Raw genomic sequence first — 7,282 nt, 5'->3', positions numbered from 1 at the left:
TCTATGTTTTGAGAGAACGACGTTCTTTCATATTCCTTGTCTGGTGGCTATGGCGAGAAGGTCACACCCGTTCCCATCCCGAACACGGTAGTTAAGCTTCTCCGCGCCGATGGTAGTTGGGGGCTTCCCCCTGTGAGAGTAGGTCGCCGCCGGGCACATGTAAAGCGCTTGAAGTCTTTAAGATTTCAAGCGCTTTTTTTATGCAATCAGTCTACTTGCTTAAGTTGCGCATTATCATGTATAATTAAAGTCAACTATAGTCAAAGTCAAGTGATAGTTTCTCGATTGTGCAAGAAAGGAGTATTCAAATGAGAAATATATCTGATATAATTGAAGCCTATTTAAAACAGGTATTAGAAGCAAATGAAGCAGTTGAAATAAAGCGAAGCGAAATAGCAGATAAATTTGAGTGTGTGCCTTCTCAAATTAATTATGTAATCAATACACGATTTACTATGGAACGTGGTTACATTGTTGAAAGCAAGCGAGGCGGTGGTGGTTACATTCGAATTATTAAAGTGAAAATGAATGACCAATTACAACTACTTGATGCTATTATTGCGATGGTACATGAAAAAAAAAAGTATCACAAGCTTTTGCTGAAGATGTAGTGTTAAGACTTTTAGAAGAAGAAGTTGTGACAAAGAAGGAAGCAAGAATGATGGTGTCAGCTTTAGACCGTCAAGTTTTATTCATTCCTTTGCCAGATCGGGATATTTTAAGAAGTCGTATTTTGGAAGCAATGCTTACAGCTTTAAAGTATGACTGATTGGAGTGAGAAGATGCTTTGTGAACGTTGTGGGAAAAATGAAGCGATAACTAGGATTCAGCATTTGCACTCGGATGGAACACTTGAAGAAGTGTATCTATGTGAAAGCTGTGCCAATCAGGAAGAAGAGAATAAAATCCAAGCTTTTAACGAATTAGCTCTTAGCTTTTTGTCAATGCTTGATGGAAACAAAGTTGCGAAAAACAGCACTTCGGAGAAAAAGCAGCTTGTGTGTGATAACTGTGGGCTTGATTTTGATACTTTTCGTAAGACAAATCGGGCAGGGTGTCCACATTGCTACGATGCTTTTTATGAGCAGATTTTGCAAGCTGCGAAACAGGTGCAAGGTGGTAATACAAAGCATGTAGGGAAAGTTCCGGATGCTTTTGTGGCTGAATCGGAGCGCGAGGAACGTATTTTGGCACTCAGAGAACAAATCCAAAAAATGGTTGAAATGGAGAACTTTGAGGAAGCGGCTCGTTTGCGCGATGAAATTCGTTCACTGGAAGGGAAAGCAGGTGAAGAGGAATGATGGAACAAAATCGTGTTTTGGCTCCCGTGCTAAGCTCGTGGCTGTCGAAAGATGGTGATGATGCAGATGTTGTTCTTAGCTCGCGTGTTCGGATTGCAAGAAACTTTGAGGATGAGCTTTTCCCATTTTATGAGCAACGGGATGCGGTTGTGGAACGGGTTAGAAGAGTAGTGGATAATTCTTTTCTTTTGTTTAAGATGGAAGAACTTGGGATACTTGACCGAGCGCTTCTAGTAGAGAAACATTTGATTAGTCCGTATTTGATGAACGAAAGTGAGCACGGGGCTGTGTTTATTAGTCCTACTGAGAACTTGAGTATCATGACAAATGAAGAGGATCACTTGCGCGTGCAATGCCTTGAACCTGGCCTCGGACTGTTCGTAGCGCTCGAAAATGCGCTTCGGATGACTGAACAAATTGAGCAAGCCCACCCCTTCGCTTTTCACAAAGAGTTCGGTTATCTTACAAGTTGTATTACGAACTTAGGGACAGGATTGCGTGCTTCGGTGATGGTTCATTTGCCGGGACTTGTTGCAACCAAACGGCTGAAAAAAGTAGTTGACGCGCTTAGAAGCATTGGCTTTGTCATTCGTGGGATTTACGGCGAAGGGAGCCGGTCAGAAAGCAATATTTTTCAAATTTCTAATCAGATAACACTTGGGAAGACAGAAGAAGAAATTGTTAGTGATTTAACACAAATTATGGAACAGGTGATCATGCAAGAGCGTGTTAGTCGGACAAATTTGAAACAAAAATTTCATATTTCCCTTGAAGATCGTGTTTATAGGGCTTATGGAGTTTTAAAAAATAGCCGTGTGATTTCAATGCGAGAAAGTGGAGAAGCGATTTCGGACTTGCGTCTCGGAATTGAATTAGGTTATTTTGAGCATATCTCTCGCCAAAAAATTAATGAACTGCTAATATTTTCGCAACCAGCCTTTTTACGAAAAGCCAGGGGGCAAGATATGAATGAATTAGAGGAAAAAGTAATTCGAGCATCGGTTATTCGTGATATTCTTGAAGAAGTTTGATGGATGCCCGCAAAGGAGGAAAACGATATGATGTTTGGACGTTTTACACAAAGAGCTCAGAAAGTTCTTGCCCTATCCCAAGAAGAGGCAATGCGACTCAATCATAGCAATCTTGGAACAGAACATATTTTACTTGGTTTAGTACGTGAAGGGGAAGGGATTGCCGCAAAGGCACTTTATGAACTTGGAATCAGCTCAGAAAAAGTTCAACAAGAAGTAGAAGAATTAATTGGTCAAGGTGAAAAAACCGTTACGACGATTCAGTATACACCGCGTGCAAAAAAAAGTAATCGAGCTTTCTATGGATGAAGCACGCAAACTCGGACACAGTTATGTGGGAACAGAACATATTTTGCTTGGTTTGATTCGTGAAGGTGAAGGCGTGGCAGCTCGGGTGCTCAGCAATTTAGGGGTTAGCCTAAACAAAGCGCGTCAACAAGTACTTCAGCTTCTTGGCGGCGGGGATAATGGAACTGCTGGAAGACAAACAAATACGCAAGCAACACCGACACTTGACAGTTTAGCGCGTGATTTGACGGTCATTGCACGAGAAGATAACCTCGACCCTGTGATTGGTCGTGCAAAAGAAATCCAGCGTGTAATTGAAGTATTGAGTCGACGCACGAAAAACAACCCCGTTTTAATCGGAGAACCTGGGGTTGGGAAGACAGCGATTGCGGAAGGCTTAGCGCAACAAATTGTTCGCAATGAAGTCCCAGAAACGCTACGTGGAAAACGTGTGATGACACTTGATATGGGAACGGTCGTTGCTGGAACGAAATATCGTGGTGAGTTTGAAGACAGACTGAAGAAAGTGATGGATGAAATTCGTCAAGCTGGCAATGTCATTCTGTTTATTGATGAACTCCATACCTTGATTGGGGCTGGTGGAGCTGAAGGTGCCATTGATGCTTCCAACATTTTAAAGCCACCTCTAGCACGTGGTGAATTGCAATGCATCGGTGCAACAACGCTTGATGAGTACCGAAAGTATATCGAAAAAGATGCGGCTTTAGAGCGTCGTTTCCAACCGATTAAAGTTGGAGAACCAACTATTGATGAATCCATTCAAATTCTTAATGGGTTGCGAGATCGCTATGAAGCACATCACCGAGTAGCGATTACAGATGAAGCTCTGGAAGCTGCTGTAAGACTTTCTGATCGCTATATCTCAGATCGTTTCTTGCCAGATAAGGCCATTGATGTTATTGATGAAGCGGGTTCTAAAGTTCGTTTGAAAGCTTATACGACTCCTTCGAATTTGAAAGATCTTGAAGCGGAGTTAAGCGAGCTTAAGAAAGAAAAAGATGCAGCTGTACAAGGACAGGAATTTGAAAAAGCTGCTGCTTTCCGTGATAAGGAAAAGAAAATTAGGCAGCAATTAGAAGAGAAAAAAACAAATTGGAAAGAGAAACAAGGGCGTGACAATAGCCAAGTTACGGAAGAAATAGTCGCAGAAGTTGTTTCTAGCTGGACAGGTATTCCGGTTACCAAAATCGCTGAAACTGAAACGGATAAACTGCTCAACATGGAAAAAGTGCTTCACCAGCGTGTTATTGGCCAGGATGAAGCGGTGAAAGCTGTTGCGCTCGCCGTGCGTCGTGCGAGAGCAGGGCTTAAAGATCCGAAGCGTCCAATTGGTTCATTTATCTTCCTTGGTCCAACAGGGGTGGGAAAAACGGAACTTGCTAAAGCTCTCGCGGAGTCGATGTTTGGTGATGAAAGTGCAATGATCCGTGTTGATATGTCGGAGTATATGGAAAAATTCTCGACTGCGCGTCTAGTCGGTTCTCCTCCAGGCTATGTAGGTTATGAAGAAGGCGGACAGCTTACTGAGAAAATTCGTCAAAACCCTTATTCTGTTGTTTTGCTTGATGAAATTGAAAAAGCACACCCAGATGTGTTTAATATGTTACTTCAAGTTCTTGATGATGGACGCTTGACGGATTCTAAGGGTCGCGTGGTTGATTTTAGAAATACGGTCATCATCATGACATCAAATATTGGGGCACAAGAAATGAAAGAAGACAAGTCTGTTGGATTTAATGTTACAGATTTGACGCAGGACCACAAAGCGATGGAACATCGAGTGATGCAAGAATTGAAACGTGCATTCCGTCCTGAATTTATTAACCGAATTGATGAAACGATTGTTTTCCATTCGTTGACAGAAAAAGAACTCAAACAAATTGTTACTTTGTTAACTTCGCAGCTTACAAAACGGCTCGCTGAACGAGATATTCATGTGAAACTCACAGAAGGAGCAAAAGCGAAAATTGCAAAAGAGGGGTATGACCCGGAATACGGTGCTCGTCCACTTAAACGTGCGATTCAGAAAAATATTGAAGATCGCCTTTCTGAAGAACTGTTACGCAAAAACATCGAGCCAGGAGATATTGTTGAAATTGGCGTGAAAGATGGTGAGCTTGAGGTTCGGAAGAAAGATAAGGTAGCAAATGCAACTACAAAGACCAACAAAAATGCTAAAACTAAAGCCAAATCTTAATGGTATTTTGGAAAACCGAAACCTTTTGGGGTTTCGGTTTTTTTTATGAAAAAAGTTGCTTGTATTATGTGTATATGCTAATATTGGCATATAAAGAAATTGGGAGGAATAACGATGGGACAACATCACTCACATGATCATCATGGACATGGGCACCATCACACTCATAGTGCCAATAAAAAAGCGCTTTTTATCAGTTTTATTTTGATTGCGGGCTTCATGGTAGCTGAAGTGATCGGGGGAATATTGACTAATAGTTTAGCACTTTTATCAGATGCTGGACATATGCTAAGCGATGCAGTTGCGCTGGGGCTGAGTTTGTTAGCGTTTAAGTTTGGGGGAAAAAGCAGCGAGCGATTCCAAAACTTATGGCTATCGGAGATTTGAGATTTTAGCGGCTTTTTTTTAATGGATTAACTTTAATCATCATTTCTTTATTTATTTTTTATGAGGCTTATCATCGCTTTTTTGAACCGAAACAAGTTATTGGTTCTGGCATGATGACAATCTCTGTTTTAGGGTTGTTAGTGAATATTTTAGTAGCTTATATTCTTGCAAAGGGGGATACAAGTGGCAATTTAAATATGCGAAGCGCTTTTTTGCATGTATTAAGTGATCTGCTTGGTTCTGTTGGGGCAATTGCAGCCGCACTACTTATTATTTTCTTCGGATGGGATATCGCGGATCCGGTTGCAAGTGTATTAGTATCCATTTTTGTTTTGATCAGCGGTATTCGAGTCTTTCGCGAATCTATTCAAATATTGATGGAAGGAAAGCCAGCGAATGTTGAAATTGAGGAGATTCGAAATTACCTGCTTGAACAACCTGAAATTGAAAGTGTTCACGATTTACACGTCTGGTCAATCTCATCTGATTTTCCTTCGCTTACGGTTCATCTGCAAGTAGCTGAAGATGTTGATAGGGATGTGTTACTAGAAAGAATTCGTTCCAATATTGAAAATCAGTTCCATGTTTCACATATTACAATTCAGATGGAACGGTCTATCACTCATGAACATTGTAATTAAGAAATAACTTAAAGTAGAGCTACTTTCACAATAAGTAAACGAAAAAAGATGGGGCGATGGAGACTCATCTTTTTTTGTTAGTAAAGCTTGTTTGTGAAAAAATGAGAGGGCTATGCTATAATGGGGAAACCGAATTCGATAATTTCATGGAGGGGAAATCATGTTAAATGAACAACAAGTTGGGAAACTAATTAACCGTCTAGTAGACCCAGTATTAGAGGCGACGCTTGAAGAAACGAATGGTATCTTAGGAATAGAAGTAATTAAGCCTGACAGAGTTATTCTTCAGCTAGCTCTTGCTGACCCTGAAGTTGACAAAGTAGCTTTTTCAGAAAATATACAAGAGATGCTAGGACAGTTTGGATTTGAAGACATTGTGCTGGATCTGCATTATTTAGCTTCGGATGTCATCGATTCAATTTTAGAACAACGTGAGGGCATTTTAAGTGAATCAAGTAAAACTAAGTTTATAGCTGTTGCAAGTGGAAAAGGCGGTGTTGGAAAGTCCACAGTTGCAGCTAATCTAGCTGTTGCTCTTGCTAGCCGGGACAAAAAAGTTGGGGTACTTGATGCGGACATTTACGGATTTAGTTTACCTGTACTTTTTGGGGAGATGACTGCACCGAAAAAAGAGGGGAACTTCATTATTCCTGTTGAAACGCATGGCGTGAAAATGATTTCGATGGATTTCTTTGTCGAGTCGGGAGAACCGGTTATTTGGCGTGGACCGATGCTTGGGAAAATGGTGAAAATGTTCTTAGAAGAAGTGAAATGGGGGGGATTGGATTATTTAATTATTGATTTACCACCTGGAACGGGGGATGTCGCACTGGATATCCATACGCTCCTTCCGAGTTGTTATGAACTAATCGTAACAACACCTCACTATGCTGCCGCACAAGTAGCTTCTCGCGCAGGATATATGGCTAGAAAAAATGGACATCACATTCTAGGAGTGGTGGAAAATATGACTGCGATAAATATTGATGGACATTTAGTAGAGCTATTTGGAGTAGGTGGAGGGAAAAAGGTGGCTGCTGATTTAGATGTTGATCTTCTGACTCAACTTTGGATGGAACAACCTAATAAAAATACAAATGGATATGTAGACGGGATATACAATCCAGAAGATCTATTAAATGAGTCTTTTTTGAATTTGGCAGATAAAGTTATCGTCAAGTCTGATATATCAGCTGGTTCAAAGTGATTCAATTGAGAAAAATTGTTGCGTGCATATGCAAAAATTGTATGTGTGCAAAATAAAATGAAAAAAGTTTTGGAAATCTATTGACGAGAGGCTTAAAAATTGGTATATTAATAAACGTTGCTGATGCGCTAAACACGCAACGCCAACTCAAAAAATCGACCTTTGAAAACTGAACAAAAAGAAGACGAAAAAGCGATGAGACAATATGT

At 40.6% G+C, this 7,282-nt stretch carries 3 protein-coding genes, 1 rRNA gene and 3 pseudogenes; all 7 read left to right on the top strand.

Translation table 11 applies throughout. The features are described from left to right. Positions 1-39: 39 nt before the first annotated feature. The 7 genes and pseudogenes from rrf (at position 40) to MAQA_RS12495 (ending at position 7,073) form a co-directional block, all read left to right on the top strand. Positions 40-155: ribosomal RNA gene (rrf, locus tag MAQA_RS12525) — 5S ribosomal RNA — on the top strand. A 153-nt stretch (positions 156-308) separates the two neighbouring features. Next, positions 309-769, top strand: a pseudogene (locus MAQA_RS12520) (CtsR family transcriptional regulator). Between the two features lie 13 nt (positions 770-782). Further along, positions 783-1,301: a UvrB/UvrC motif-containing protein gene (locus tag MAQA_RS12515; RefSeq protein ID WP_036074362.1), complete on the top strand. Its 519-nt coding sequence runs from the start codon at positions 783-785 to the stop codon at positions 1,299-1,301. Then, on the top strand, positions 1,301-2,332 hold the full coding sequence (locus tag MAQA_RS12510) for an ATP--guanido phosphotransferase (protein WP_420911950.1): 1,032 nt from the start codon (positions 1,301-1,303) through the stop codon (positions 2,330-2,332). Before MAQA_RS12515 ends, MAQA_RS12510 begins: the two co-directional genes overlap by 1 nt. Before the next feature lie 27 nt (positions 2,333-2,359). Beyond that, positions 2,360-4,838 (top strand): annotated as a pseudogene (locus MAQA_RS12505) (ATP-dependent Clp protease ATP-binding subunit). A 114-nt stretch (positions 4,839-4,952) separates the two neighbouring features. After that, a pseudogene (locus MAQA_RS12500) lies at positions 4,953-5,866 on the top strand (cation diffusion facilitator family transporter). A 160-nt stretch (positions 5,867-6,026) separates the two neighbouring features. Continuing rightward, positions 6,027-7,073, top strand: coding sequence for a P-loop NTPase (locus MAQA_RS12495; protein WP_036074359.1), 1,047 nt, complete (start codon positions 6,027-6,029; stop codon positions 7,071-7,073). Positions 7,074-7,282 lie beyond the last annotated feature (209 nt).

This window comes from Listeria aquatica FSL S10-1188, from assembly GCF_000525795.1.
GTDB lineage: Bacteria > Bacillota > Bacilli > Lactobacillales > Listeriaceae > Listeria > Listeria aquatica.
The sequence above is the reverse complement of the archived record's forward strand: the minus strand, read 5'-3'. Positions and strand labels throughout refer to the sequence as shown.

Bases quoted from the DNA above. Each gene is read 5' to 3' on its own strand.
- MAQA_RS12495 (WP_036074359.1), top strand. From the start codon at position 6,027: ATGTTAAATGAACAACAAGTTGGGAAACTAATTAACCGTCTAGTAGAC.
- MAQA_RS12515 (WP_036074362.1), top strand. From the start codon at position 783: ATGCTTTGTGAACGTTGTGGGAAAAATGAAGCGATAACTAGGATTCAG.
- MAQA_RS12510 (WP_420911950.1), top strand. From the start codon at position 1,301: ATGGAACAAAATCGTGTTTTGGCTCCCGTGCTAAGCTCGTGGCTGTCG.